The organism is Methanobacterium sp. CWC-01, from assembly GCF_030323845.1.
Lineage (GTDB): Archaea > Methanobacteriota > Methanobacteria > Methanobacteriales > Methanobacteriaceae > Methanobacterium > Methanobacterium aridiramus.
The window spans coordinates 658257-683175 of the sequence record NZ_CP040735.1 but is presented as its reverse complement, the minus strand read 5'-3'; the positions used below and the strand labels follow the sequence as shown (position 1 = coordinate 683175).

At 43.7% G+C, this 24919-nt stretch carries 27 protein-coding genes; 17 read left to right on the top strand and 10 right to left on the bottom strand.

Annotated features, from left to right (window positions below):
- Nucleotides 1-8 precede the first annotated feature (8 nt).
- From FGU46_RS03700 to cgi121, 4 genes are all read left to right on the top strand, one after another.
- Entirely contained in the window at nt 9-1178 is a 1170-nt protein-coding gene (locus FGU46_RS03700) for a geranylgeranyl reductase family protein (RefSeq protein ID WP_286476613.1), read from the top strand.
- Nucleotides 1169-2197, top strand: coding sequence for a TIGR01177 family methyltransferase (locus tag FGU46_RS03695; protein WP_286476612.1), 1029 nt, complete (start codon nt 1169-1171; stop codon nt 2195-2197). Before FGU46_RS03700 ends, FGU46_RS03695 begins: the two co-directional genes overlap by 10 nt.
- A gap of 95 nt (nt 2198-2292) precedes the next feature.
- On the top strand, nt 2293-3789 hold the full coding sequence (locus FGU46_RS03690; protein WP_286476611.1) for a 2-isopropylmalate synthase: 1497 nt from the start codon (nt 2293-2295) through the stop codon (nt 3787-3789).
- Nucleotides 3790-4284, top strand: a complete 495-nt coding sequence (gene cgi121 / locus FGU46_RS03685; protein WP_286476610.1) for a KEOPS complex subunit Cgi121 — start codon at nt 3790-3792, stop codon at nt 4282-4284.
- On the opposite strand, the gene FGU46_RS03680 is transcribed toward cgi121, so the two are convergent.
- From FGU46_RS03680 to guaA, 4 genes are all read right to left on the bottom strand, one after another.
- Nucleotides 4285-5295: a DegT/DnrJ/EryC1/StrS family aminotransferase gene (locus FGU46_RS03680; RefSeq protein ID WP_286476609.1), complete on the bottom strand. Its 1011-nt coding sequence runs from the start codon at nt 5293-5295 to the stop codon at nt 4285-4287.
- Between the two features lie 70 nt (nt 5296-5365).
- Nucleotides 5366-6526: an Nre family DNA repair protein gene (locus FGU46_RS03675; RefSeq protein WP_286476608.1), complete on the bottom strand. Its 1161-nt coding sequence runs from the start codon at nt 6524-6526 to the stop codon at nt 5366-5368.
- 93 nt (nt 6527-6619) lie between these two features.
- Nucleotides 6620-7078, bottom strand: a complete 459-nt coding sequence (gene msrB / locus FGU46_RS03670; protein ID WP_286476607.1) for a peptide-methionine (R)-S-oxide reductase MsrB — start codon at nt 7076-7078, stop codon at nt 6620-6622.
- A 44-nt stretch (nt 7079-7122) separates the two neighbouring features.
- Entirely contained in the window at nt 7123-8049 is a 927-nt protein-coding gene (guaA, locus tag FGU46_RS03665; protein WP_286476606.1) for a glutamine-hydrolyzing GMP synthase, read from the bottom strand.
- Between the two features lie 623 nt (nt 8050-8672).
- Here guaA and FGU46_RS03660 point away from each other — a divergent pair.
- Entirely contained in the window at nt 8673-9875 is a 1203-nt protein-coding gene (locus FGU46_RS03660; RefSeq protein ID WP_286476605.1) for a hypothetical protein, read from the top strand.
- Nucleotides 9876-9880: 5 nt separating this feature from the next.
- Here the strand turns inward: FGU46_RS03660 and FGU46_RS03655 are convergent, their stop codons facing one another.
- Nucleotides 9881-10450, bottom strand: coding sequence for a GMP synthase subunit A (locus FGU46_RS03655; RefSeq protein WP_286476604.1), 570 nt, complete (start codon nt 10448-10450; stop codon nt 9881-9883).
- Between the two features lie 93 nt (nt 10451-10543).
- Here FGU46_RS03655 and FGU46_RS03650 point away from each other — a divergent pair, with 93 nt between their 5' ends.
- From FGU46_RS03650 to FGU46_RS03640, 3 genes are read left to right on the top strand one after another with little or no spacing between them, the layout of a single operon-like run.
- On the top strand, nt 10544-10690 hold the full coding sequence (locus tag FGU46_RS03650) for a hypothetical protein (protein WP_286476603.1): 147 nt from the start codon (nt 10544-10546) through the stop codon (nt 10688-10690).
- Between the two features lie 46 nt (nt 10691-10736).
- Nucleotides 10737-11195 carry a DUF2124 family protein gene (locus FGU46_RS03645; protein ID WP_286476602.1) on the top strand — a complete coding sequence of 153 codons (459 nt, stop codon included), beginning with the start codon at nt 10737-10739 and terminating at the stop codon, nt 11193-11195.
- A gap of 9 nt (nt 11196-11204) precedes the next feature.
- Nucleotides 11205-11825: a DUF447 domain-containing protein gene (locus FGU46_RS03640; protein ID WP_286476601.1), complete on the top strand. Its 621-nt coding sequence runs from the start codon at nt 11205-11207 to the stop codon at nt 11823-11825.
- A gap of 1 nt (nt 11826) precedes the next feature.
- On the opposite strand, the gene ade is transcribed toward FGU46_RS03640, so the two are convergent.
- From ade to FGU46_RS03620, 4 genes are all read right to left on the bottom strand, one after another.
- Entirely contained in the window at nt 11827-13476 is a 1650-nt protein-coding gene (gene ade, locus FGU46_RS03635) for an adenine deaminase (RefSeq protein ID WP_286476600.1), read from the bottom strand.
- Nucleotides 13477-13536: 60 nt separating this feature from the next.
- Nucleotides 13537-14763, bottom strand: coding sequence for an ornithine cyclodeaminase, nickel-pincer nucleotide-dependent (locus FGU46_RS03630; RefSeq protein WP_286476599.1), 1227 nt, complete (start codon nt 14761-14763; stop codon nt 13537-13539).
- A gap of 129 nt (nt 14764-14892) precedes the next feature.
- A complete protein-coding gene (gene speB / locus FGU46_RS03625; RefSeq protein WP_286476598.1) occupies nt 14893-15777 on the bottom strand; it encodes an agmatinase in 885 nt (294 codons plus the stop codon).
- A gap of 41 nt (nt 15778-15818) precedes the next feature.
- Nucleotides 15819-16208, bottom strand: a complete 390-nt coding sequence (locus FGU46_RS03620; RefSeq protein ID WP_286476597.1) for a translation initiation factor IF-5A — start codon at nt 16206-16208, stop codon at nt 15819-15821.
- 202 nt (nt 16209-16410) lie between these two features.
- Between FGU46_RS03620 and FGU46_RS03615 the strand changes: the two genes are divergently transcribed.
- The 7 genes from FGU46_RS03615 to FGU46_RS03585 all read left to right on the top strand — a co-directional run bounded on the left by FGU46_RS03615 (nt 16411) and on the right by FGU46_RS03585 (nt 22500).
- A complete protein-coding gene (locus FGU46_RS03615; RefSeq protein WP_286476596.1) occupies nt 16411-16851 on the top strand; it encodes a pyruvoyl-dependent arginine decarboxylase in 441 nt (146 codons plus the stop codon).
- 30 nt (nt 16852-16881) lie between these two features.
- A complete protein-coding gene (locus FGU46_RS03610; protein WP_286476594.1) occupies nt 16882-17721 on the top strand; it encodes a bifunctional fructose-bisphosphatase/inositol-phosphate phosphatase in 840 nt (279 codons plus the stop codon).
- Nucleotides 17721-18557 (top strand): NAD(+) kinase, encoded by an 837-nt coding sequence (locus tag FGU46_RS03605; protein WP_286476593.1) that lies wholly within the window; start codon nt 17721-17723, stop codon nt 18555-18557. Before FGU46_RS03610 ends, FGU46_RS03605 begins: the two co-directional genes overlap by 1 nt.
- Complete coding sequence (gene cfbE / locus FGU46_RS03600; protein WP_286476592.1) at nt 18554-19909, top strand: coenzyme F430 synthase; 1356 nt, start codon at nt 18554-18556, stop codon at nt 19907-19909. The genes FGU46_RS03605 and cfbE overlap by 4 nt, the downstream gene beginning before the upstream one ends.
- 157 nt (nt 19910-20066) lie before the next feature.
- Nucleotides 20067-20939, top strand: coding sequence for a hydroxymethylbilane synthase (gene hemC / locus FGU46_RS03595; protein WP_286476591.1), 873 nt, complete (start codon nt 20067-20069; stop codon nt 20937-20939).
- Nucleotides 20936-21889 carry a Gfo/Idh/MocA family protein gene (locus tag FGU46_RS03590; RefSeq protein WP_286476590.1) on the top strand — a complete coding sequence of 318 codons (954 nt, stop codon included), beginning with the start codon at nt 20936-20938 and terminating at the stop codon, nt 21887-21889. The genes hemC and FGU46_RS03590 overlap by 4 nt, the downstream gene beginning before the upstream one ends.
- 14 nt (nt 21890-21903) lie before the next feature.
- Complete coding sequence (locus tag FGU46_RS03585) at nt 21904-22500, top strand: orotate phosphoribosyltransferase-like protein (protein ID WP_286476589.1); 597 nt, start codon at nt 21904-21906, stop codon at nt 22498-22500.
- Nucleotides 22501-22626: 126 nt separating this feature from the next.
- Here the strand turns inward: FGU46_RS03585 and prf1 are convergent, their stop codons facing one another.
- A complete protein-coding gene (gene prf1, locus FGU46_RS03580; protein ID WP_286476588.1) occupies nt 22627-23856 on the bottom strand; it encodes a peptide chain release factor aRF-1 in 1230 nt (409 codons plus the stop codon).
- Nucleotides 23857-23997: 141 nt separating this feature from the next.
- Between prf1 and pyrH the strand changes: the two genes are divergently transcribed.
- The gene (gene pyrH / locus FGU46_RS03575) at nt 23998-24675 is read left to right on the top strand and encodes a UMP kinase (protein WP_286476587.1); all 678 of its coding nucleotides are present in this window, start codon (nt 23998-24000) and stop codon (nt 24673-24675) included.
- Nucleotides 24676-24695: 20 nt separating this feature from the next.
- Complete coding sequence (locus tag FGU46_RS03570) at nt 24696-24881, top strand: DUF2116 family Zn-ribbon domain-containing protein (protein ID WP_286476586.1); 186 nt, start codon at nt 24696-24698, stop codon at nt 24879-24881.
- Nucleotides 24882-24919: the final 38 nt, after the last annotated feature.

The window sequence follows — 24919 nt, the reverse complement described above, 5'->3', positions numbered from 1 at the left end:
TAAAAGAAATGAAGGACTATGATGTAGCTGTGGTGGGTTCTGGACCGGTAGGTTCAACATTAGCCCGTTATATGGCAGATGAAGGATACAAGGTTGTCATTTTGGAGAAAAAAAGGAATGTGGGAGTTCCACTCCAGTGTGCTGGCCTTCTGGGTAAAAGAATTAAAAAAATAAACATTTTGCCTCAGGAATTCATCATGAATGAAGTATATGGTGCTTATCTGCATTCACCTTCTGAAATTGTCCTTAAAGTTTCCAAAAAACATCCCGAAGCATACGTCATCGACCGAGTAGCCTATGATAAGTACTTATCAGACCGAGCAGTTGATTCTGGAGCCCAACTGTTACTTAAACACCGTGTAGATAATGTGGATATTCACAACGGTGATGTTTTGGTAAGGAATGGTGAAAAAATATCAGCCCAAGTGGTGGTGGGGGCTGATGGCTACAACTCCCGGGTTTCGAAACTGTTCAATCCTGCATCAGAGAATTATGAAGCTGTCCAGTTTCTGATGAGTGTTAAAGATGAAGTTGACACTGATTATGTACATTTGAATGCTGAATCCAAAATAACTCCAGGATTTTCGTGGATTATTCCCATTTCTGAGAGTTTGCTACGGGTGGGCCTGTTTTCTACATTGTCTTATAAGGAGGCCAGCACCCATCTGGAAGCTTACATCAAGAAAAATCCTCAACTAAAAAATTCCGCGTTTATAAAAAAATATCATGGTTGTATTCCAATTTACAATCCAAAAAAGCAGATCGTAAAAAACAGGACACTCCTTTTAGGTGACGCTGCCTCCCAGGTAAAGCCGACCACTGGGGGTGGCCTGACCCTGGGTTTCCTTTGTGCTAAACTGGCCTCAGAGGTAATGATTAAAGCACTGGAAGAAGAAAATATGGAAATTCTGCAGGAATATCAGGTTTTATATGGTAAGAAGTTTGGAAGAGAACTTAAAACTCAGAGAATGGTTCATAAAACATTTAAATCCCTCAGTGATGCTGATCTGGATTTCATGTTCTCCAAACTTAAAGAAGAGGGTGCTGAAGAAATAATATCTGAATACGGAGACATGGACACCCAATCTCCCCTGGTAATGGAGATGCTAAGAAGGGGAATCATATTCTCCATCCTGCCCCAGATGTTATCCAGGAGGATATCTTCTTTATGGAAATAGCTGTTATCCCCTCCCTGGAACATCCCACCCTGCCCCAGGCCGAACTAGAGTCAGTTCTTGCTGCAGAAAACATTAAATACAGATTTAAAAAGGTTAAATGCGGTTTGATGGTTATAGAGATGCCAGATAAACTGTTCCCAAAACTTCCTAATCTGGTAAGGAGGCTTTCATTCACCCATGAAGTTTTTCGGGTGTTGCTGCACACAGTGAATGGTGAATTAGAGGAAAGGGCTTCCTCTTACCCCTGGGAGGATATAGTCCAAGATAATTATGCGGTCAGGGTAAAAAAAGTTGATTCTGGATCAGATTTGAACTCTTTAGATCTGGAAAAAAAACTGGGGGGAATTATTAAGAGGCGTACTGGGGCCGGAGTCAACCTGGAGAGCCCCCATACATTCATCAGAACGGTGTTGAATCATGATGAAGTCTTGGTGGGGGATCGTGTTTCCAGCATATCTAAAAAACACTTCTTTGAACTTAAACCCCATAAAAGACCGTTTTTTTATCCTGGATCCATGCATCCCAAGCTGGCCCGGTGTATGGTGAACTTGACCCGTGTTAAAAGGGGAGAGAGTTTACTGGATCCCTTCTGCGGCACAGGAGGAATCCTAATTGAAGCCGGGATCATCGGAGCCCGGGTGATAGGTAGTGATCTGGATTATAAAATGGTGGAGGGCACTAAAGAGAACCTGATCCACTGTGGGATAACAGATTTCCAGATATTCCGGGCCGATGCCCGTAGCTTACCCCTATCTGAACCAGTTGATGCCGTGGCAACCGATCCCCCCTATGGTATTTCTGCTTCCACCGGAGGTGAGAAGAGCCAGGACCTTTACCAGCAGTCCATGGTGTCCATTGCACAGATCATAAAAGAAGATGGCCGGGTTTGTATAGCCACTCCCCATTACCTGGATATCCAGGAGGTGCTGGAGGGCACAAACTTTGAAGTAATAGAACAGCACCATATAAGAATGCACAAGAGTTTGACTCGGGTAATATCCGTACTTAAACTGGCTTAATTTAGGTCTCTTATTGGTTAAGTGGCTTCGAAGTTGAATGTCTGGTTTTCACGCCATGAAAGATTTAATATTTAACAATTGATGAAGTGATTGTCTTGAAAGTTAAAATATTCGACACCACCCTTCGCGACGGTGAACAAACTCCTGGAGTTTCCCTTACAGCTGATGAAAAGCTCAGAATAGCTCTTAAACTGGAAGAGATGGGGGTGGATGTCATTGAAGCAGGGTCCGCCATAACCTCTCCTGGAGAAAGGGATGGAATAAAAAAGGTGGTGGATGAGGGATTATCCGCCGAGATATGCAGTTTCACCCGGGCAGTTCAAGTTGATATCGATGCTGCTCTGGATTGTGGGGTGGACAGCATTCACCTGGTGGTGCCCACTTCTGATCTGCACTTGGAACATAAACTTCGCAAGACCCGGGAAGAAGTAAAGGTTATGGCCATAGAGTCCACCCAGTACGCAGTTGATCATGGACTTCTGGTTGAATTGTCTGCTGAAGACTCCACCCGAAGTGATATGGAATTCCTTAAGGGGATATTCCAGGAAGGTATCCAGGCCGGCGCTAAACGTATCTGTGCTTGTGACACGGTGGGAATGCTCACCCCCGAGAAATCTTATGACTTTTACCAGCAACTAAGCCAACTGAAGGTGCCACTCTCAGTGCACTGTCACAATGACTTCGGCCTGGCCGTAGCCAACAGTCTCTCTGGTTTAAGGGCCGGAGCCACCCAGGCCCACGTCACCGTCAATGGTATTGGTGAAAGGGCCGGAAACGCATCTTTAGAAGAGGTCGTGGTGGCGCTACACACCCTCTACCAGGTTCCTACCAATGTGGATATCAGCATGCTCTACGATGTATCCCGTATGGTGGCCCGTATCACGGGGGTTTTCCTACAGCCCAACAAGGCCATTGTCGGGGAGAACGCGTTTGCCCATGAATCTGGGATTCACGCCGACGGAGTTATGAAGAAAGCCGCAACTTATGAACCAATAACGCCAGAATTAGTTGGTCATAAACGCCGTTTTGTTATGGGCAAACACGTAGGGTCTCATATAATTAAACAGAAGATAGAAGAAATGGGATTGAGGGTGGATGAGGATCGTTTTAACCAGATTTTCCAGAGGATAAAATCCCTGGGAGACATGGGTAAATGTGTTACCGATGTGGATCTGCAGGCCATAGCTGAGGATGTGATGGGGATAATGGCAGAGAAACCTGTGGAACTGGAAGAACTGACCATAGTATCTGGTAACAAGGTAATACCCACTGCTTCGGTTAAACTTAAGATAGATGACATGGAGACCCTGGAGGCTGGTGTGGGGGTGGGTCCAGTGGACGCTGCCCTGGTGGCCATTAAAAAGAGCATCGCCGATGTTATTGACATTGAACTCGAAGAATACCACGTGGATGCCATAACTGGGGGGACCGACGCCCTTATAGACGTGGTGGTCCGGCTGCGCCATAACCAGCAGGTGGTAACCGCCAGGAGCACTCAACCCGACATTATAAATGCCAGTGTGGAGGCCTATCTTTCTGGCATAAACAAGATCCTCAGTGATAAACGCATTGAGAAAAGGGATTTAGAATAAATGGAATATACTATTCAGATTACAGGGTTTAATGCCCATATAAAGAACTTGCCCGAGGTTTTAGCCCACGTCAGAGATATTGCTGGGAGGGGAACCATTCAACTGTTACAGGCCCAGGGGGTTGCTGGGGAAGAACACCTTTTACATGCCACCCACCAGGCCCTCTTGGCATTCCAGCGGAATGAGAATTTATCCCAGGACCTGGGCCTGGAGATCTGTCTGAGAGCCTCAGCACAAAGACAGATATCAAGGGCCATCAAATTGTTAGGCATAACTGAGGGAAAACAAGCCGTCTGTGCCGTGATGGTGGGCTGCCCGGGGGATGCACTTCCCAAACTGGAGAGTTTACTGGGTCCCCAGGACATCACGGTCCTTAAAGCCGACCCTGAAAGGTTGAAACAGATTTATAAAATCTCTGATCAGGAACTATACGCCCATCGAAATGTGGAGAGGGTGCTAATAGAAAGAACTGCTCTTTTAAACCTTGAAAAGTAATTATTTATCCAAAACATTCAAATCCAGTTCTTTAACCACTTCCACTAATTCTCCCAGGTTCTCCCTGCTCAGACACCTTAGATCAAGATTTTTTATTTCCAAACAAATTGCCTGTTCAGTTAATCTTTCATAGCGGGGGCAGATGGTAATCATTCCTCCACCAATCACTTCGATGTGGTTCCGTAACTGGTGAGCAAATTTTCTGGGATTTGAACTGGGCAAACAAACATTCACTCCCCGTTTATCATGGTGAAACGAGGTTTCAAACTCTTTTTTCAAAAATTTACAGGCGGCTACAGTTTTTGAAAATGATTCACTGGCATTCTGCACTTCCACCATGATAGCGGCACCGGTTAAGGGAGTGGCCCGTAAAGCCCGGGTTATTCGTTTAGAATCACCAACCACCTCCTCGCGGTTGGTAGAAAAAAAACCCCCACTACCTGCGTTAACCATCTTTGGGCTTCCCGTGGATGCCACAATAACGTGGGCCTGTTTTTTATGGGCTAAATTCTTGGTAGGATCTCCCAGGGCTCCGGATGCATCTTCTACCAGTAAAATATCGTTCTTTTCACAGATCTGGTAGATCTCTTTCAGGGGCTGTTCCGCCGTATAGGCGGCAAAACTTGTCAAAAATAACGCTTCCACAAGGTAATGATCTAAAAATTCAATGAGAATCTCAGGATCGATAACTCCCTGATTGGTATCTAATTTCCTGGTTTCCAAGTGCATTAAACTGGCCATTTCCGCAAAACCAGACCAAGCACCCTGATCAGGGATGAGGATGGCCCCATTAAGGGTGCTCATGACTGATAATATGGCGGCGTTACCACTATTGACTATTTTTACCTGTTGGTGTCCCGTTAATTTCCGGATACTATCTTCAACAGACTTCAATTCTTCACGGGGGTTGTGATGGATACTGCACAGATCCCTGGCCACCCGGCACATGGCCTGTGCCGATTCTAGGGATGGCCTTTTGGCCCTTAAAGTGAGTTTATGCTGGTTAATCAATGTTCCACCATTAAAAATATATTTTTACATCATTAAGTCAATTTCACCATGAATATGTATAGGTCATCATTTAAAAGAAAGAATCCAGTGTGGTCTGCCTGGATCTTAATATATCCTGAAGCAAGTCACTTTGCTCTATGAATTTTTCCACAGAAAGTTTAAGCTTGGTATCCACATAGTTCAGGGAACTTTTAATATCCTCAAATTCTAGAAAAGGTTGCTCCATGGCATTTCTTATATTTTCCCTAACATTAAAAACTCCAAGGGGCACATATCCGGAGTAAGCCTCCCTTAGCACAATTACACCCGCCTGTCTTTTTTCACGTGCCAGGGCTTCTAGCACCGCCATTTTACAGGTGTAGTAACATCCTCCCACTCTTGAATACTCTTTCTTACCATTATAATATTCGTAATCAGAGAATATAATCTGTTCTCTTCCTAGGACATGTAAGAAGGCTTCCATCCATTCATACTGCCAGGGAGTGGGTAGAAGGATCACGGCATAGTAGTTGTTAAGGCTGGCAAATTCGTGTACTCTGCATTTATCCACAGTTTCGTGATATTTAACTTCTTTTAAGAGCTGGTCCCCTATGGTACTATCACAGGCAGTAATGGACCATCTGGTCGGTACCAACCGGCGACGTTTCTCAATGCCCATGGTTCCCACTGAAAAGGCCTTCTGGATCTGGGAAAAAGGAATATCATCCTGGTGGAGATTCATAACGGCTTCTCTAGCCAGTAAGTCAGTGTCATAGTAGACCTTCTCCAGTTCCCGGTCCCACCTGACACTCTCGATATCAAATTTCTCAATCAGGGCGCTGGGTCCATGGGGTGGGTGCTGGTCACTAAAAGAAACACCTCGAGGTTTCCCACCAAATTCTGCTTCACTATCAATGGAATTCGAGGATAAAGAAATTTCTTGTAGTTTTTCAACCAGCCCATTCTCCAGGTCTTTAACTCCCACTAACTGTTTTCCACGAACCAGATTCAACCGGTATCCGATTATATCTTCCTGAGTTTTTTGATTGGCAATCCACGATTCTGGGGTGTCCATGATGGTGGTGTCTCCTTCCATAGGGGTGATCATGGGGCCAGCATACACCTTAGGATAGTTCCAACTACCAATAAAAACTGAGGGAGGGGTGGTGCCGTCCAGTTCCTTGCCCACATTCACCGAGGGAATCTGGAACTTGGATGTGAGTTTCTTTAGATAGGACTTTTTACCCATCATGTTATCAAGTAAATAAATGATTAAGGTATAATAAACTGTTTTAGTTAGTAGGTGAGAAGTAATCAACAGTCACGAAAGGTGGCGGATTCTGATTTATGGCCGTTTCACCAGTTTAAGAGAAGCTGAATTCATACAGTAGCGTTTACCAGTGGGTGGTGGTCCATCATCGAATACATGTCCCAGGTGAGCGTCACATCGGGCGCACAGGACCTCGGTACGAACCATGAACAGGCTGCGGTCTTCCACATGCACCATGTTTTCCATGGCTACGGGCTCCCAAAAACTGGGCCACCCGGTACCTGAGTCAAACTTGGTTTTAGAGTCAAATAGGTCGGTATCGCAGCAGACACAACGGTATACTCCGTCTTCATGACAGTCATGATATCTGCCGGTGAAAGCCATTTCTGTACCCTTTTTACGGGCTACTTGGAACTGTTCCGGAGTTAAAATTTCCAACCAATCTTCATCTCCTTTATAAACCTTCTCTACCATCTCTACTTTCCCAGATTCTACAAAGAAGATGGGGACTTTTTCATTTGAAATTAGGTTCATATAGTAATAGTATGGCTACCGCGATACTTTAAATTTATTTCAACCTAAGCTAATTCGATGGTACTGGGGGGCTTATCACTCACTGAAAGAGCTACATGAGTTACTTCAGGTATTTCTGCTGTGATACGTTGTGAAATGGTTTTAACCATCATCCAGGGAAGTTCTGGAACATCAGCAGTCATGGCATCCAGGGACTCCACCATCCTCAGCACCACCAGATATCCATAATCCCGAATATCTCCTTTAACACCGGTAACCTTGGTGTTGGTCAACACCGCAAAGTACTGCCACAAAGTCTTATCCAGACCCTCTTTATGAACTTCTTCTTCCACAATGGCATTGGCTTTACGACAGATATGGATTTTTTCAGGAGTAATCACCCCTGCAATCCGCACTGCCAATCCCGGGCCAGGGTAAGGTTGTCTCTGGGTCATGTGCTCTGGAAGGCCAAGTTCCGAGCCTAAAATTCTTACTTCATCTTTATAAAGCTCCCTTATTGGTTCCAAAACTTCCAGAACTAGGCCGTGGGGTAGGGCCACGTTATGATGGGATTTTATTTTCCCCTCACTCTCGATCCAGTCCGGAGCGATGGTTCCCTGCACCAGAAATTCGGCTCCCACCTCTTCAGCCACCCTTTCAAATACCCTGATGAAGACTTCTCCAATGATCATCCTTTTTTCTTCCGGATCTTCCACTCCATCCAGTTTTCTTAGAAATTCAGCACTGGCATCAACAAATCTGAAGTTAAGTCTGTCCTGAAATGTGGTCTCAACGTATTCTGCTTCACCTTCCCTTAGAAGCCCATGATCAACAAAAACTGCAGTTAAGTTATTTCCAATAGCTTCAGCAGCAATTACTGATGCAACGGAACTGTCAACTCCTCCAGAAAGGGCTATAATGGCCTTTTTATCTTTAACAGTATTTTTGATTTCCATTATGGATTCTTTTATAAAATCAGCCGGATTAAGCATTTTTTTCACCTAGTCTTTTTTAGATTATATGGACTTGAAAATAAACATCAAACAAATAGTAATTTATATGAACTTACCTAAATTTTTTTGATGAAGGTAGATCTAAATTTCGCTTCTGAAATATCAAATTCAAATTTATTCTTTATCTTTATTTTAGTATTATATGTCCTGTTGGGGATCTATCTATTTAGGTACTATCAATATGATTTAATCAGTAAAGCCATTATCATATGTTTCGGGACGGTAGGTATGTTCTTAAATACCGAGGAAGAATATCACCAAGAGAAATAGAGAATTGATAAGGATCAACGATGTTTTCAGTGAATAGAAATTGGTTTAAATCCAACAGATTAGTATACATTCTCATTTTCTACATTATTCTGGCGGTAATCATTCTTCCTAGATTTCAATATCAAATTAATCCCGATGGTATTGTCTATATTTCTGTTGCAAAGACTTATCTGAATGGCAACTGGGCCCAGGCCATTGACACTTATCACAGTCCCCTGATATCTTGGCTGCTAATACCATTCCTATCACTAGACCCCAATCCTGCTGCTGCTCTTTTCTTCACCAAGTTGTTGTCGGTAATAGTGGGATTTTTCACCATCATCGGTTTCTGGTTGTTATCCTCCATATTTGGGCTTGATAAAAACCTTAAAACAGTTTTAACTGTGGGGATGGTTATATTGACTATCTATTTTGCCTTTAATGTGATTACTCCTGATTTACTCCTGGTATGCAACCTGATTTATTATTTATATTTCCTATTAGACCCAAAATATTCTCAAAAGCTATTTAACGGAGCATTTTGTGGTTTATTTGGTGCTCTGGCCTATTTCGCCAAGAGCTACGCTTTACCATTTTTCCTGGTGCATTTTTGCCTGATTAACGCTGTATATTACCTTAATGAGTCCTCAATTCGCAGAAATATAGTTAAAAACTTGCTTTTAGGTATTTTAGTATTTTTTTTAATAAGCGGAGGTTGGATTGGGCTAATCAGTGATAAAGAAAACAAATTAACCTATGGTACAGCTGGAGAATTTAACCAAGATCTGGTGGGACCAAATTCTAAAGGGTGGGTGCTACCCCAGATAGGGGGAGATTTTTCAGAAGTTGAATCCTGGAGCCCCTTTGAATCCTGGGCTAATTTCAAGTATCAAATGCGCATAATCTATGGGAACCTACTCCAGATACTTAATTTTTTACAGTACTTCTCTTATTTTTCCATTTTAATACTGCTATTCTACATCGTACTGTGCATACGTCCTTTTAGGGAATTAATAAAGTCATATATATTATTAATTCCACTTTTAACCATCATAATATTCTGTGGTGGGTACACTCCTATTCTGGTGGAGGAAAGATACTTATGGCTAGTATGGGTCCTTCTTTTGCTCATGGGAGGGTATTTGCTCGATGGATTGTTTCAAACGGAATTCTTTAATAAATACCAAAAAACGATACTGGTACTTATTTTCTCCTTTTCTTTCATCATAGCACCCATAACTTATCTGGATACTTATAAAGATTCCGGGGAAGATATTTACCAGATACAGAAGGCAATAAACCTTCCAATTGCCTACAGCAAATCAGCTTCAAATGGAGGCTTGGATAGATCCCTATACCTATCATATTATTTAGGAACAGATTATGTGGGGCAGGCGGGTTCCAAAGGTAATTATAGTGGTCTTGAAAAACAGCTTACCAGTTCCAAGGTGGACCTATACTTTTTATGGGATGATGAGACAGAGCCAAGTCTTGAAAATTATACAGAAATCAATAAAGGTAAATTGAAGGGTGTTAAAGTTTATTCAAGGATATAGGATCTCTATTCTCTTTTAAAACTTTTACAAACTTCATAAAAATTCTCAAATAACCGGGGCCCCTTCTGGGTATGATAAACTTCCGGATGAAATTGAATACCATATAATGGCCTTGCATGATGCTTCATGGCTTCAATATCACATATGGCTGAGGTGGCCAGCACTTCAAACTCTTCTGGCAATGTACGCACCTCATCCTTGTGTGATGCCCATACCTCCATGGAGGGACCTAAACCCTTGAAAATGTCATTTTCTTTTAATATCTTGATTTCAATCTTGGCGTAGCTTTCAATTCCAGCGGCTCCTACTTCTGCACCGTAGGCCTTGGCCATGATCTGGTGACCCAGACAGATCCCCAGTATGGGATAGTCCAGTTGGGTCACGTATTGGGCGGAGTTACCGGACCTATCCAGGGAGGGACCGCCGCCCAGGATTATACCAGCCGGGTCCTTTTCTTCTATTTTCTCCAGTGCGGTGGAGTTGGGAATGATCTGTGAGGGAATCTTAAGGTAGTGCAAGCTGCGATAAATACGGTGGTTGTACTGTCCATGATTGTTAACCACTAATATCTTCATTTTTCATCTCCTCTAACTTTACAATAAAGGATTCACAATAAAATATTTACTTTTAGGAATATATTTATGGTCCCACTTACTAAAAAAAAGACCATGGAGCTTCAAGACATAGTATTTATTGTGGTGGCACTGCTACTGGCGGTGGTTTTCTTCTACGTCTTTATCTGGTTACTGCCCATTATAATTATTCTGGTGGTGGCCTATGTGATATACATATATCTAAAAAGCTCATCACAATAAAATGTTTTAGATTTTAATTTCTTTTTTAACTATTTGAGATGATAATATGGAACCGAAAGAAGAATTTAAGGGGATAACTGGAAATTTAATGGCGTTCAAAAAGGAAGTAGCTGAAGCCAATAAGGTAACCTTCGCTGGCTTACCCGGGGTGTGCACCCCATTTGCCGAACTCTTTGCCTATGTAATCCGGGATAAAGAATCCGTTTTCATAACCGGGGTCGATGCTAAAACTGCCAAGAAGATGGAAATGACCCCCCAGGGGATTCAATTAACCGACGATACTGATCCTCGCGCCGATGTTCTAGCTATTTTAGGGGGCCTATCCATGCCCAAAGCCAACCTAGAAGTGGAAGACATCGAAAAACTAAAAGATGAAGTGTTGAAAGAGGGGGGCAAAATGATCGGCCTGTGTTACATGAGCATGTTCCAACAAGTGGGTTGGGATGAGAAACTGGACTTTGATTGTATAATAGATGGCCATTTGAGTGGGGAAATCTTAAGATAGGAAATATAAATGTCTGATATTACCTCCATAGGTCTGATGAAAGGCCAGTTATATGAAACCATAGTCAGTACTAGGAATGAGGACGGAACCCCCAACGCAGCTCCAATGGGCCTCATTGTTAAGAATGCCCATGAAGTAGTTTTTTATTTTTATCCAGGTTCACGCACAGCAGAAAATGTAAAACGGGACGGTTTATTCGCGGTGAATATCTCAGAAGATCCATTAACTTTCGTGGAATGTACAATAGGCAGCCCCCCTGGTAGTTCTTTCCAGCAAGATGGTGATTTATTCTACCTAAAATCTTCGGACGCTTACTTCACGGCTAGAGTTATTAAAGAGAAAGTAGGTCCCCGTAAAGATCGTTTAGGTTCTACTGAATTGACCATAATCCTGGCTAGGGTGGAGGCTGTGGTTAAGCTAGTGGAATGTGTACATCCCATTAACCGGGCCATATATGGAATTATTGAGGCTTTAGTTAATCTTACTCGTATGGAGATGGCTGACTTGGAGACAAGACAGGTTTATCTGAACCGAATGTCAGAAATTTCTCGCCTGGTTAATCGGGTTGGTGGCGTAAAGGATAAGGAAGCACTGAAGCGGATAAAACAAAAATATGATGGCTATCGATAGGTTATCTTTTATGCTTTTCTTTTATAACATCCACAAAATCAAATTTATCCAGGTCAAAAAGCCCCTGGTCACTTATTTTTAGCTGAGGTATAACCAGCAGGGCCAGGAAGGACATGGTCATAAAGGGAGAATCCAGACTACAGCCCATACTCCTTACAAAAAGTTTTAACTCCTCCAGGTCACGTGCTACCTTCTCCGTGCTTTGGTTACTCATCAATCCAGCTAGCGGTAAGTTAAGGAATTTATGTGAGTTTTCTGAAGTAGCCACCAGTCCACCGCCCATTTCCCGGATTTTATTAACGGCTTCAGCCATACTGGTACTCTCAGCACCTACCACAATTATATTATGGGAATCATGGGCTACACTGGATGCTATTGCTCCTTTTTCAAGATTAAATCCATTAACAAATCCATTAACCACACGATCATGTCCATAACGTTCTACTACTGCTACTTTGAGGATATCATCTTCTATATGGGGTTGTACGACTCCATCCTGGGATTTTAACCAGGCCTCTGTTTCCAGGGTAAGTAGCTGTCCTTCTACTACCTGGATGACTCTGACCAGGGCCGAATCTGCATCTGAAATTATATCAAATTCACCAGGAACTTTTGGTTTTAATTGGAAGCTACTTTTCAATTGCAATGGTTCAGCCTTAAAGAGGGCCTTACCCTGCTGGGCTACCAGTTTCCCATTTATAAAAACTTCTTTTATATTAAATTCCTCTAGATCATCAACTAGGACCAGATCAGCAGCTCTTCCTGGGGATATTGATCCTCCGTCTAATTGGTAATGCTGGGCCGGGTTAAGGGTTACCATGCGCACCGCTTCCAGGGGGTCCATACCCAGAGAAACTGCCTTTCTTAGAACCAGATCCAGATGTCCCTGTAGAAGGTCCTCGGCATGACGATCATCGGAAACCAGGAAATCTCCGCCCACTTTCCACAGATCTTCCAGGTTCGGGGCTGATGAACCCTCCCGGATCATGATCTTCATTCCCAGTTGCTTCTTCTCCAGGGCCTCTTCCAGGGTGGTGCATTCATGATCAGTGGATATGCCGGCGGAGATATATTTACAAAGATCGGATCCAGTTAAAAGGGGAGCATGACCGTCCACCGGTTTTTTATACTTCAGGGCAGTTTGAATTTTCCTTTTTACCGTGGGATCGTCGGCTATGACTCCGGGGAAGTTCATCATCTCCCCCAGGGCCACCACGTCTTCACGGGCCAGAAGTTCATCAATTTCCACCAGACCAATAACTGCTCCTGATGTTTCAAAGGGAGTGGCTGGCACGCAGGATGGGGCTGAAAAGTAAACTTTAAGAGGTACAGAATTAGAATCATCCATCATGTACTTTATCCCATCTAACCCCATCACATTGGCTATTTCATGGGGATCGGCAATCACTGCCGAGGTACCATGGGGCACCACAGCCTCAGCAAAGCGGGAAGGGCTGACCATGGAACTTTCGATGTGTAGGTGGGCATCTATAAACCCGGGAAGAATGTAATGGTCAAATTCGGCTTTAAGATGCTTGACACAAGTTATGGTTCCGCCCCGAAATTCAACCTCTGCGGGGTAGATGTCCCCGGTGAAGACGTCTAACAGGTTCCCTCTTATCTTATATGATTCTCCTAAACTAGGGGACATGTATTCCCTCTAAATCTGGTGTTTTTAACCTCTCTGACTCCAGGAGTTAATTCATGATATTTAATCTTCCTGGTTGGTCAGTTCCTGGTAAAGCATGGGCAGGAAAGCCCCTACATCGGTTACAATACCCACAACCTGGGCACTGCCCCGATCAGCCAGTTTGGTAACGGTGGCTGGATTTATATCCACACAAATACTCTTCACATGGGAGGGGAGGATGTTTCCGGTGGCTATGGAGTGTAGCATGGTGGAGATCATGATTACCATGTCCACATCCCTTACATACTTCCGCATTTCATCCTGGGCCTCAATAACATCGGTGATCACATCCGGTAATGGGCCATCGTCCCTGATGGAACCAGCCAGTACAAAGGGCACCTCGTTTTTCACACACTCATACATAATCCCTTTGGTAAGGACACCCTGATCCACGGCATCTTTAATAGAACCTGCCTTGTTAATTTCGTTGATGGCATAAATATGATGCCGATGCCCACGGATAACTGATTCTCCACTTTTAATGCACATTCCCAGGGAAGTACCGTAAAGGGCACTTTCAATATCATGGGTGGCCAGGGCGTTTCCGGCAAATATCACATCCACCAAGCCTTCCCGGATCATTCTGGCCAGTACCGGGCCAGAGCCAGTGTGCACAATGGCAGGACCGCCTACCACGGCAATTTTACCATTTTTACCTTTAAGCTCTTTAATTTCAGTAGCTATGCTCTTAATTATGGATTCTAATGGTTTTTCAGAAGACGCTTCGCTGGACATAAACTCGAAAACGCCTTTTTTTCCACGGGGGCGTTCAGGAGGTTCAACTTTAATTCCTTCTCGACCCACAACCACCAAATCACCTTTAAATATGCGTCCGATGGGTTTGCAGAGAGCTTTCCTGTTTTGAGGGTCAACCACTATCATACAATCCATTTCAATCTCATCTACTGGTATCCATTCCCCCTTGTAACGTATAGATGTGGGATGATTGGTGGTGGAATAGAAATCTGCAGGTAAGGTGCGATCCTTAGGTGAAGGTTCCAAATTAACTTCCTGTAACTCCACAACCATAGCACCAATTTCAGTGAGTTCATCCAGTATTTCTCCCAGGTGCGATTCACTGTGGGCTGCTACACGTATCCGGGCATGGCTGATATCCTTCTTTCTTTTACCCACCTTGAATTCCAGTATCTTGAAGTCTCCTCCCAGGTCCATAATCAGATCCAGGGCAATGGGAAGGGTTAAAGAATCGATGATATGGCCAGAAAGGGTAACTTCTCTTGTTTGCATGGTATCCTCCTAATGATATGCGTTTTTTAATGAAACCCATGAAAATAAGCCTGTTTAAAGAGGCATCTTCAATATAGGTTTTTTTAAAACTACAATAAATAAATTCCTAGATTACATCCCGGCAGTTTTTCACTGCAAAAATAAAAAGTCAAGTAAGACTTTAGCGGCGTTTATAGATGTAATATCTCCTACTGAAGATGATGATACCTCCACCACATCCAGACCAATAACATCTTTATCTTTAAGGCTTAAAATAAGTGTTTCCAGTTCCAGTGGATTCAGACCACCCGGAGCCGGCGTCCCTACTCGAGGTGCATAGCAGGGATCCAGAACATCCATGTCCACTGTCACATATAAAGGTCCTTCCAGAGCAGCCAGATGGCCCACCACCTGATCAATGTTCTCTTTCACATCCCGGGCGGTGAACTGTACCAGGTCATTTTCACGGGCAAATTGGACCTCTTCTAGGGAGGAAGATCGTATACCGATCTGTGTAATATTCTGGGGTTCTAATTCAGATATTCTTCGAATTACCGTGGCGTGAGAATACTTTTCCCCGGCATAATCATCACGCAGATCAGTATGGGCATCAAAATGTATAACTGATGCTTCACGTATATCAAGAGCCCGGGTAACAGGATAACTTATGCAATGGTCACCCCCCATGACCAGTGGGACACAACCCTGATCTGCAATTTCTTTAATACTAAACTGCACTTGTTGGCAGGTTTTTTTAAAGTTCCCCGGAACGGTCTGCACGTCCCCCAGATCGTAGAATTCTGCTTCCAGTGACTTGTCCAAATACAAATTATAACCTTCAAAATTATGGGAGGACTCCCTCAAATGCATTGGCCCGAAGCGGGCACCAGGTTGGTAGGTGGCGGTGCTATCAAAAGGAACTCCAAGAAGGTAAAAAACTTTTCCATGGCCTTCGTGGGCTTTAAAAGGGGCCCCACCTTCCTCCATTTCTTTAGAAAAAGCAAATTTAAGGGGTTTTTCTGCATAAAAAAGCATTAAATATCCTCAAAAGTGTAAATAAGGGAAATTTATTAATCTTATTTAACTCTCATTAATTTCTTGTTTCCCATGGCTATTATGTAATCCACTTCCACCCCTTCCAGGAGTTGGTCGCGTAGTTCGTCTGGTATGGGAACTTCGAAGGTATCATAATCTTCCATATCCATTAACTGGATGTCACTGCCCATTATGGCCAGAACTTGGGCGGCACGTTTATCGATGATGGGGATATCGATCTTTGCGTCCACTGGTTTAACCAGAGTCCTTTTCTGATTATCAAAAATACCAACCGCTTCCACACGGGCCTTGGCTGCACCGTGTTTCCCTGGAGATGAAGTCTGAATACTGGTGATTTTGGATGCTTCACCATCTAATATGACGTATTTACCTACTTTAAGAGTTTTAACTTCTACTACCTTCTTACTCATAATATAGCCTCCATGATGCTATCTGATTCATAATCAGAGTTTAATCTTGATTTTTTATTGGTATTTAAAATGTAAGATGTGTTAGTAAACTCAGATGATGAGTTAACCACACCTTTAATTTGGGGGTGAAACTTAATAGAATACCCCACAACATATAGAATTGCCTATGGTTTTTTCCCTATTTAAATTTTAAGTGGTTAAAATGAAAGTTTCCATTACCTCCGGAAGGGCAGAAGGTCCTACTAAACTTAATTCATTTGACAATGCATTACTGGATGCTGAAATTGGCGATGTGAATCTTATAAAGGTTTCTAGCATAGTATCTGGTGGAACCAAGATAGTTAAACTTCCTGAATTGGGCGGGGGGGCTATGGTAAACTGCGTACTGGCCCATGCTTTTTCAGATCAGGAAGGAGACTTAATAACTGCAGTTATTGCGGTGGCTATGTCTGATAATCTGGGATGTGTGGTGGAACATTCTGCGGTTAATAAGGATCCAGAGAAAGTTAAACTAGAAGCAGAGACCATGGTCCGGCACATGATGGAAATACGCGGCTTAGAGATAAAGGAAATCATCATGGAAAAGGTTAGCCATGAAGTAGTGAATATGGGCTCAGCAGTGGCAGCACTCATTTACCTTTAGGTACAAAGTATTGGACGTGGGAGGGTTAATATGAAGGATACTGAAATCAAATTCTGGGAAGAGACCGGCCTGAATATAATCCGACAGGTAGAAGAAGCGGTTGAACCTCTGATTGGAACACGTAAATCTGGCGAAATAGTAAAAATAGGTGCTGATGGAACTCCTACAACCCTAATCGATGTGGTGGCAGAAAAAAAGGTCGTTGATGCTCTAGAAGAACTTGAAAGGCCAGTATTTCTTATAAGTGAGGAGATCGGAGAGGTTAAAATTGGCAAGGATCCTCCAGAAGCCATCCTGGTAGTGGATCCCTTGGATGGTACCAGCAATGCCATTAAAAAAATTCCGGCCTACGGAATATCCATAGCAATAGCCCAATCTTCTGCCAGTTCCCAGGAAACTGCTAACCTTCAAGACGTAGGTATGGGGCTGGTTAAGAACTTCGCCACTGGAGACCTTTATTCTGGATTTAAAGGATATGGGGCCTTCTTAAATGGGGAAAAAATTGGATCATCCCTGATTGATGATGTATCCCGCTCATCAGTGGGAGCATATATTTATCGGGGGGATATGAACCGCCTAGAACCATTATGTAAGACCGTACGGAGGATGAGAACCTTAGGGGCGGTTGCCATTGAGATATCCTACGTGGCGGATGGTACCTACGATGCCTTTGTGGATATGAGGGATAATCTGAGGGTTGTGGACGTGGCTGCTGCTAAAATAATTGTGGAAGAAAGTGGAGGTGTCGTCACCGACCGTCACAGTCGAACCCTGGATGCTCGACTGGGTGTTTTAGAAAAAACTTCACTGATTGCTTCTGGAAATGAAAAGCTTCATGGGGATATTATGGGGATTTTAGGGGGTATTTGATGCGTATTGGAATTGTAGCCCGAGTAGACGTGGATAAAGCGGTGGAACTTGCCAATAAAATCATTAATTTCCTGGAAGAGAAGGAAGTAGAAATTGTTATAGACAAAACTCTGGCACTTAAACTAAACAAGTCCCTGGATATGGCGGTGGAGCTGGAGGGCATGGAGGCCGATATGGTGGTGGCAGTGGGCGGAGATGGCACCATTCTACGAACTCAGAGTTATATCAGCCCTAAAAAAATCCCTCTCATTGGAATAAATATGGGAACTGTAGGTTTTTTAACTGAAATTGACTCTGAAAATGCTTTTCAGGCCCTGGAAGAGATTCTGGCCGGTAACTTCTTCGTGGAAGAAAGGACCCAGCTGCGGGTATGGCACAATGGTGAGTTGCCATCAGCCTTAAACGAGGTGGTGCTCATGACTCGTAAGCCGGCTAAGATGCTGCATATCCAGATAGAGGTAGATGATGAGATTGTGGAGGAATTAAGGGCGGATGGCCTTATAATTGCCACTCCCAGTGGTTCTACAGCCTATTCCATGTCAGCCGGAGGGCCCATTGTGGATCCCCGGGTGGAGGCCTTTATCATAGTGCCAATCTGCCCCTTTAAATTGGGGGCCCGACCCACCGTGGTGGCTAATGAAAGCCAGATCAAGGTAAAACTTCTTAGAGAAGGTAAAAAGGCGGTTGCAGTTATTGATGGTCAGTTTGAGGAGGAAATCAATTATATGGATGAGATTATATTCCGGAAATCTGATCACTGCGCCTACTTCGTTCGTTTCACCAAGAATTTCTACCGAAAGGTCCGGGAAAAACTCACTCAAGGCGGAATAAATTGAAGAAGATCCTAGTGGTGGACCTGACCCACGGAGGCATCATATTAGCCTCAGAACTTTCAAAAAAAACGGATGCCACAATAATGGCTTGGGACCTATATCATACCCTGGAGGAGGGGGCTAAAGATAGTTTAAAGGCTAATGGTATAGAGTTAGTGGATGACAACTTCTTATTAGGCCCCATTGATGATGGCCTGATGGTGGTGGCCCCGGTGCACTGCCAGTTAACTGTCCCAACCGAGCTAACCCACCACCAGGCGGTACGCCTGCTTCTGGAGGATGAAATAAAGGTTCCCATTCTGGAGGTAACGGGGGTTAAAGGTAAAAGCAGTACTGTTGCAATTTTAAAAGAAATATACCGTGATAATAATCCTCTGATATTAAGTAGTCTGGGTGCGGAGGCAGTTGAAGGCGAAAAAATTACCCTGCTCCGGAAAGATATCAGCATTACTCCGGCCAGTATTATCACCACCTGGAAGCTGGCCTTACAAGATCAGTTTCAGCCAGGAATGTGCATTTTCGAAACATCACTGGGGGGCACGGGCCTGGCGGAGGTGGGAGTGCTCACCAACCTGGCCGAGGACTACTACATCGCCGGGAATTCTAAAAGGGCCAGCCAGGCTAAGGAACAAATTTTCCAGAGTAAGATGGTAGTTTGCCATCTGGAAACCTTCCAATCAATTTACTCCTCAAATAATGACTTTCAAAACAAGACCAATACATTTTCCGTGGATGGTGAGGCCAACCTCACCACATCCCAAGTTGCATACGGCATTCAGGAGACTTCCTTCATCATCAAAATAAATAACCTCAAAAAATTATCCGGAGAACTTGTAAATGCCTCCATCCCGGTGAAGACATTCGCTCCTGGACCCCACCATCTAGAAAACGTGTTAGCAGCAGTTTGCGCTGCCTTTACCATGGGGGCTTCTGAAGAGGAGATCAGGACTGGTTTGGAAAGTTTTAAGGGAATCAAAGGCAGGACTTCAATCTTGGAGGCAGAAAACGTAAGGATAGTGCAAGAGGTTAACCCCGGAATTAATCTAACCGCCATAAAAAAGTCGGTGGATATGATGGCCCACTATGGAGATATGGCCCTGGTATTGGGGGGACAGTATGGAGTTACCTGTGAGGAGATTGATGAAAATGCACTGTCAACATTTCTTGATGAATTATCCGAAGATATAACTCTCATTCTCACTGATGAATTAGGAAAAAGTCTTGATAATAAAATTAATAGGGTTAGAATCTACGTAAAAGATTTAGATGATGCTATGGACCTGGCCAGAGAGTTAGGAGTAAATAGTGTTCTTCTTATCTACCGATCACACTTTGCCAATATTGAGAAAAGGTAGGTAGGGAAGAATAAGGACATGTTTGGGCAACATTTATTAAAGATGCATAAAGTATCATCTACTAAGGAAAAATTAAACATAATTTACCTTGTTATCCTTTAGAAAACTTAAAACAGCTTATGATTTCCTGCTATTTAGTGATTTCGGAGATGATTCTTTGAAGGTTGGTACACGGGGAAGTGGTCTAGCCCTGGCCCAGACTAAGGGTATAATCACAGACTTATCTAGGTTCACCAGGGAAAAGATTGAACTAAAGGTCATAAAAACCACTGGTGATAAAATAAAAGATTCACAACTTTATAATATTGATGCCAAGGGAATATTTACCAGGGAATTGGATAAAGCGCTCCTAGAAGAGGAAGTAGATTTTGCGGTGCATAGTTTGAAGGACCTGCCCACGGATCTTAATGAAGACCTAGAGATTGTGGCAGTGCCGAAGAGAGAAACGCCCCATGACGCGTTGATATCACCCTACTCTTGGGATGAAATGCCAGAAAATGCATCCCTGGGTACCAGCAGCCTGCGAAGGGAGGCTTTCTGTAAGTTCCACCAAAAGAAAGTTATTGTTAAACCCATAAGGGGAAATATAGATACCAGGATAAGGAAAGTGGAAAGTGGTCAATACGATGCTACCTTAATGGCAGCGGCTGGTCTGAAAAGACTGGGTCTGGCACACCATATCCAGCAAACATTCCCCATCGATTACCTAACACCAGCAGCGGGTCAGGGAGCCCTGGCCATAGTTTCAAGAAAGGATTCCTCAGTTAAAGAGGTTCTGAAGGGGCTTAATGATTTCACCTCCTTTCAAGAGGTTACCGCTGAAAAGAAGGTGCTCAGGGAACTGGGAGTGGGTTGCCAGTGGCCGCTGGGTGTGTGTGCCCGGGCGGATGGTGACTTAATGGATCTTTATGGAGCTCTTTTAACCAAAGAAGGTGGAGTAATATCCCGCGTAAGCGTGAGGGGTCCTTTAAAGGAAGCAGAAGAAGTGGGTAGGGAAGCTGCCAGAATAATGGGGGATGGATACTCTTGAAAAGGGTCAATGTGGGCGTAATAGGAGTGGGGGCCATGGGCCATAACCACGTAAGGGTGTACTCCCGACTTAAAAACGCTAACCTCATGGCAGTGTCAGATCTGATGAAGGGGACCCTTGCGGAAGTATCTAAGAAATACCAGACTGTTGGATTTGTGGATTATGATAACATACTTAAGATGCCTGAAATAGAAGCAGTCAGCGTCTGCGTACCCACCACTTACCACCATGAGGTGGTAATGGGAGCCATAGAACAGGGAAAGCACGTTCTTGTGGAAAAACCCATTGCCTTTACCCTGGACGAGGCCCGGGACATGATAAGGGCAGCTAAGCGAGAAGGAGTTAAACTGGCAACCGGCCATGTGGAAAGATTTAATCCTGCTGTACTCGAAGCGAAGAAATTAATCAGGGAAGGATTAATAGGAGAAATAGTTTCGGTATCAGCTAAAAGGGTAGGGCCTTTTCCACCCCGTATTAAGGATGTGGGGGTTACCATTGACTTAGCCATCCACGAGGTGGACGTTATGGCTTACCTTCTGGACAGTCCTGCTTCTAAGGTTTATGCCCATGTGGGCAGTCGTTTAGAGAAGTGTGAGTTTGAGGATCATGCCGAGATAATGATGGAGTTTTATAATGGTGCCAGTGGTGTGCTGGAGGTCAACTGGCTCACGCCCTACAAGCAGAGGAAACTGGAGGTCACCGGAACCGATGGCATAATATCCCTGGATTACATAGACCAAGATGTGGAGATCTTTGGTAAGAACGCCCGTAAGGTGAGAGTCCCCCATCATGAACCTCTTATGGAGGAGTTAAGTTCATTTTTAAATTCCGTAATTGATGATGAAAAACCAAAAATAACAGGAGAGGACGGAATGCATGCTCTGAAGGTGGTGTTAGCTGCCATGGAGTCTGCCAAGGGAAAGGTCCCTGTGGATCTGGAAATTGAATAAAAGAGGGGGTAGCTATGAATCAGAAACTTATAAAAAAGGCATATGATCTTAGAAGTAGAGGTTTTACTACGGGAGAGATCGCAGATGAACTAAACGTGTCTAAAGACACGGCGCGCTGGCTCATACTTCAGGGTACCAATAAGAAGACCAAAGAAAAGGAAGAAGCGCCTTTGGATTTTGCCATAAACTGGAAGAGTCTGGGTGGGAGTTCCACCAGAATTGGATATGTTTCCGCTGCCTTAGCTGACATGGCAGCTCAGCATGGGGAAGTAGATGTAATAGTGGGCATCACCGTTAGCGGGATCCCCCTGGCTACCATGATGGCCGATATATTGGAGGCAGATCTGGCTGTCTTCCATCCCATAAAGCACCGTAAAAGGGAGGATGCCGGAGGAGCCATAAGCAGTAACTTTGCCTCGGTGGAGGGGAAAAAGGTGGTTATTGTGGACGACGTCATAACCAGTGGAGGGACCATAGGGGAAGCCATTAAGGTATTGAGAAGTCTTAAATCACAACCTATTGCTGCGGTAGTGCTCATCGATAAGAAGGGAATACCCGAACTGGAAGACGTTCCCGTAGAGTCTCTTATCCGGGTCAGTCGCCTGGGGTAATGGCATAGTTATTTAGGATAAAATGTGAGGGATTATAAGTCTAAAGATGTAATTCATTTTTTGATTTTAAATCTTAATCAACCTTAATTTTTTTAAAAAAAGCGCAGAATACGTCTTTAACTTAGCTTACACCCGATATCTTAATATGGCTCCGATCCCACCAAAGGCACGGTACAACTGCATTCCTTCTTCAGTTTCGGTGGATATTATCTCCACTTCTGAACCTACTTCTTCGGCCATCTCCACAAAGTCATCTATAAGATCCTTTGAGTGTGAAGGTTTCATACTATCACCACAGGACGTGCAGGAGATTGTTTCTTTTTCAGAATCTTTTTTAATGGTTTTTTCTTCCACATGACCACAGGACTGGCACTCGTAGGATGTTCGTTCGGATTTAAGCTCCTCGGACAATAATACCACTTCTACGGCACCCATTTGCAGGTTTTGTCTGACCTGTTTTTCTCCGTAGGAGGCCAGACCATCATCATCTACCAGTTCAGCCAGGAACCTCTGTACTAGCTTCTTCTCCCGCATGATGTCGATTTCGGTGAGCACATCCATGGACTTCTCAATAACCTCCCGGATACCAAACTCCCCAGTGTAGGAGGTGTCCACGGTGGTTATGATCTTCTGCTTGATCTCGTGGTGCAAATAATCCCCGTCCACAAAGTCTTCCTTGGTATGGCCAGGCCCACCTATAATAACTCCCTGCAGGTCTTCCAGTGATAGAAAGGCTTCATTCATATGTTCTCCGATTCTTTTCAAAAATTCATGAGCGGCCAGTTCAATCAGACGATCAAAACGACGCTGTGACTGTCCACCGGCTTTATGTTTACCCGGAACCCCACTGGTCAGGTGCTTAACGATATCAATACGTTTTCCTCGGAGAATGGCTATGGTGGCTTCCTTTCGATCAATCACCGCCAATCCGTAGACGTCCTTTTCGGCTATGATCTCCTGTAATGGTTCCAGGAAGAACTGGGAGTCACAGTGGTAGATATAGGTCTGCACTGGTTCGGGAGGTTCAAAAACATAGGTTTCCATCTTTTCAGTTCCTGGACCACCCTTGGGGATCATACCCACGAATAAAACCAATCCCTTCTCTGGCGGTTTGGGGAACAGTTTCATGCGCTGCATAATGACTTCAATGGCCGATTGAACATTCTTTTTAGTCTGTTTACTCTTTATGTTGGCACTTTGACTGAGCTCTTCACGCATGTGCTTAACCACGTCGCTAATCTGACGATCTGGGGGTATGTAAACCGAGACCAGTTCCGTACCTCTTCCCTTTTTTTGTGATAACTCTTCCAGAGTCCTTTTAACTTCATATAACTCTTTGGTTGATGTATCAGCCACTAAAAATCACTCCTTAATAAAGATTATTTTAAAAGATTAGATTCTTTTTGATTTAAAAACGTTGTTTAATTAATAGGCATCCATAAGATATCCTTTTTAAGGTTTATATTCTACTTCGGTTAAATTATCTTTGGTGATGTGATGCGAATAGTAATTACCCTGGGTGGATCAGTGATCATCAGGGACCATGACCCTCAACTTTTCCAGGATTACGCTGAAGTTTTGAAGAGTATAAATGAAGAACACGATTTATTTGTAGTGGTGGGTGGTGGAAAAACCGCCCGGGATTATATCGGAATAGCCCGGGGCATAGGTGCTTCGGAGGCATTGTGTGATGATGTAGGAATAGATGTGACCCGTTTGAATGCCCGGCTTCTATGCATGGCCCTGTCCACTTTTGCTTATCCACGCATCCCGGAAAACTTCCACCAGGCCCTTGAATTTGCTACTTCAGGCAGGATAGTGGTAATGGGGGGTACTGAACCAGCCCACAGTACCGATGCAGTAGGCAGTATCTTGGCCGAGTTTGTAGGTGCTGATCTTTTAATAAACGCTACATCGGTAGATGGTCTTTATGATAAGGATCCTAAGAAACATTCGGATGCTGAGCTGTTCCAGGAGGTTACTCCATCCCAGATGATGGGCTGTTTAGCCGGTAATGAAGTAAAAGCTGGTACCTACGAGTTCTTAGACCACACTGCCATCCAGATCATAAAAAGATCCGGTATTAAAACTGTCATATTAAATGGTGAAAACCCAGAAAATATAAAAAAGGCCCTTAAGGAAAGAATCGGGACCTTGATTATTCCTGAAGATTAATCTAACGAGGTTTAAAAAAAATGACTGACCAACACAAGCACTGTCCCATGTGTGGGACCCCCATGCCCATGAGTGAAAAGTTCTGTTCACCAAAATGTGAGCAAATTTATAATGTAAATCAGAATAAAGTTAAAAGAACCCGTAGAATTCTCTACGTAGCCTTTGCGGTATTTATTCTAATCTGGCTTTATTTCATGATTACCTAGAAAAAATTAAGGGTAATTCTAACCCCTTCAACTTTTTT

Bases quoted from the DNA above. Each gene is read 5' to 3' on its own strand.
- FGU46_RS03700 (WP_286476613.1), top strand. From the start codon at position 9: ATGAAGGACTATGATGTAGCTGTGGTGGGTTCTGGACCGGTAGGTTCA.
- FGU46_RS03650 (WP_286476603.1), top strand. From the start codon at position 10,544: ATGGAGCTTCAAGACATAGTATTTATTGTGGTGGCACTGCTACTGGCG.
- FGU46_RS03655 (WP_286476604.1), bottom strand. From the start codon at position 10,450: ATGAAGATATTAGTGGTTAACAATCATGGACAGTACAACCACCGTATT.
- pyrH (WP_286476587.1), top strand. From the start codon at position 23,998: ATGCGAATAGTAATTACCCTGGGTGGATCAGTGATCATCAGGGACCAT.
- FGU46_RS03585 (WP_286476589.1), top strand. From the start codon at position 21,904: ATGAATCAGAAACTTATAAAAAAGGCATATGATCTTAGAAGTAGAGGT.
- FGU46_RS03645 (WP_286476602.1), top strand. From the start codon at position 10,737: ATGGAACCGAAAGAAGAATTTAAGGGGATAACTGGAAATTTAATGGCG.
- FGU46_RS03695 (WP_286476612.1), top strand. From the start codon at position 1,169: ATGGAAATAGCTGTTATCCCCTCCCTGGAACATCCCACCCTGCCCCAG.
- FGU46_RS03630 (WP_286476599.1), bottom strand. From the start codon at position 14,763: ATGCAAACAAGAGAAGTTACCCTTTCTGGCCATATCATCGATTCTTTA.
- ade (WP_286476600.1), bottom strand. From the start codon at position 13,476: ATGTCCCCTAGTTTAGGAGAATCATATAAGATAAGAGGGAACCTGTTA.
- FGU46_RS03610 (WP_286476594.1), top strand. From the start codon at position 16,882: ATGAAGGATACTGAAATCAAATTCTGGGAAGAGACCGGCCTGAATATA.
- speB (WP_286476598.1), bottom strand. From the start codon at position 15,777: ATGCTTTTTTATGCAGAAAAACCCCTTAAATTTGCTTTTTCTAAAGAA.
- cgi121 (WP_286476610.1), top strand. From the start codon at position 3,790: ATGGAATATACTATTCAGATTACAGGGTTTAATGCCCATATAAAGAAC.
- FGU46_RS03605 (WP_286476593.1), top strand. From the start codon at position 17,721: ATGCGTATTGGAATTGTAGCCCGAGTAGACGTGGATAAAGCGGTGGAA.
- msrB (WP_286476607.1), bottom strand. From the start codon at position 7,078: ATGAACCTAATTTCAAATGAAAAAGTCCCCATCTTCTTTGTAGAATCT.
- FGU46_RS03615 (WP_286476596.1), top strand. From the start codon at position 16,411: ATGAAAGTTTCCATTACCTCCGGAAGGGCAGAAGGTCCTACTAAACTT.
- FGU46_RS03570 (WP_286476586.1), top strand. From the start codon at position 24,696: ATGACTGACCAACACAAGCACTGTCCCATGTGTGGGACCCCCATGCCC.
- guaA (WP_286476606.1), bottom strand. From the start codon at position 8,049: ATGCTTAATCCGGCTGATTTTATAAAAGAATCCATAATGGAAATCAAA.
- FGU46_RS03675 (WP_286476608.1), bottom strand. From the start codon at position 6,526: ATGATGGGTAAAAAGTCCTATCTAAAGAAACTCACATCCAAGTTCCAG.
- FGU46_RS03620 (WP_286476597.1), bottom strand. From the start codon at position 16,208: ATGAGTAAGAAGGTAGTAGAAGTTAAAACTCTTAAAGTAGGTAAATAC.
- FGU46_RS03640 (WP_286476601.1), top strand. From the start codon at position 11,205: ATGTCTGATATTACCTCCATAGGTCTGATGAAAGGCCAGTTATATGAA.